The sequence below is a fragment of the Shewanella sp. 10N.286.52.E4 genome (assembly GCF_041468785.1).
In the GTDB taxonomy this organism is placed as follows: Bacteria; Pseudomonadota; Gammaproteobacteria; order Enterobacterales; family Shewanellaceae; genus Shewanella; species Shewanella electrodiphila.
Window position 1 is genome coordinate 1 of the sequence record NZ_JBFRJJ010000067.1, and the last position, 1,732, is coordinate 1,732.

Consider the following 1,732-nt stretch of genomic DNA (forward strand, 5'->3'; position numbering starts at 1 on the left):
TAATTAACACATATCAACGACATCTTCTAATTTCTCTTTAAAATCAGCATCATTAAATTGACCTGTATATGGTGCAATCCAGTCTTGATAGTGTTTTTCAAAATACCCGCGGGCACCAAGCTTTAATGCGCTTAGGTCATGACTATCTAATTCATCTTCATCCGCTTCTTCTAAGTACTCAAAATATGATGAGCTTAGGGTGTTGCGGTTGATGTTACCTGCCACTAGGGATATCAACTCAGGTTCGGGCTCTTCGTCGCCGTCTAACCAAACTAAAACTGGGTTTTGGGTAACCTTACTGATAGCTTGCAGCATCTCATCAATATCATCAGGTAAATCAGATGAGCCCATAATATAAAGCTGACCAAAACCTGATTTTAATGAACTGGTCTCAAGCTCTGCTGTATCTTCAACAATCTCTTTAATCTGTTGCCAAACACTCGTTTCAGTTTTAACTATTAACTGTGCGTACATTTCCATCGGTATGTCCTTCTAAATGTTTATCTAAATCCGGGGCTATTTATTGCGCTTTTTTGCTATTCCGTCAACACGGTTAAAATAGGGTATTTTTTAGGGAAAGAAGAATACGTTGCCTCTTTACCCTCTGGCGTTTGGGCAAAATCCCACATTTGCTGCAGAGGCTCAGGTAATTCAGTGGTATTGAGTTTCTCGCGGGTTAAATTTACTAATTTCCAAGCCCTTTTATAACGTTCTTCATCAATGCCTTTAAAGGGATCCAGTAATTCATAATATTGGATGAGCTGTAAGAATTGGTTATTATCTATGGGTGTACGACCAAAAGTATAATCTAGCTGTGGTGCCATATAAAAAGAAAAATCGACTAAATATTGATAATGGTAACTAACATAAGCATCAGGATTAAGTAAGAGTTTAATATTAGCACTACAAAAAGCACCAAACGCGCCTTTATGTCCTCTTGTAAACTCCTGCCATTGTTGTTCTGTAGTGCCATATAACAAGCGGCAATACACCTCTTCTAGACCATGAACCACTCCTTGTGAATTCCCTTTAAAGTAAACGTTTTGCTTGGCTAATATCCAATGAAAAAAGAAATTTTTATCATCGTAACGGTCGTCCAAATAGGCTGTTTGTTGTTGGTTTTTTGCATCTTTTCTCAATTGACAAAATGTAAAATATAGCTCGGTTATATTTTCCTCTGTTTGCAAAGGATGCAAGAGTAATAAAATAGTACAATTTGCATGTTCAGGCAGGTCTTTTAATTGATCTTTTATCTCAGGTAATTCACCTGTTAAATAATAACTTTTATAGTAACGGACATCTTTTGGCAAAAAAGACCCCATGTCACGTAATGTTTTGCTCAGTTCGGCCCAGTCTTTTTTGCGCTGTTTTACCCAGGTTGGATTATCAAGCTGCCATGGCGTTTTATCTAATAAATCTACGAGTTGTTCTATTAACATGCTGTTGGTCACTCCTTGTTGACAGGTTTTATCGCGCGCTAAAGATGTTAATTAATCTAGCCTATTTAATATCCAATAAAAATAAGGTTGCTGATAACATACAAATTTATCATGACACCTATTTTAAAAATACAACCCAGAAATTGTTTTCATTAATATCTATTACCGCTTTAATATTTGAAATATCGTAAGTTATTATCCTAAGTCACTCATTCTAATTTACATTAAACAAAAATCGATTTATCGAAAAAATGGCAGCTGAATTTGCTTGATGATGTTTATCAAGCTTATTG

2 protein-coding genes are annotated in these 1,732 nt (G+C 35.7%); both read right to left on the reverse strand.

Annotated elements, in window-relative coordinates; translation table 11 throughout:
• Positions 1–3: 3 nt before the first annotated feature.
• Positions 4–480 carry a hypothetical protein gene (locus AB4153_RS21005; protein WP_102527522.1) on the reverse strand — a complete coding sequence of 159 codons (477 nt, stop codon included), beginning with the start codon at positions 478–480 and terminating at the stop codon, positions 4–6.
• 56 nt (positions 481–536) lie between these two features.
• Positions 537–1,439, reverse strand: coding sequence for a hypothetical protein (locus tag AB4153_RS21010; RefSeq protein ID WP_371998566.1), 903 nt, complete (start codon positions 1,437–1,439; stop codon positions 537–539).
• Positions 1,440–1,732 lie beyond the last annotated feature (293 nt).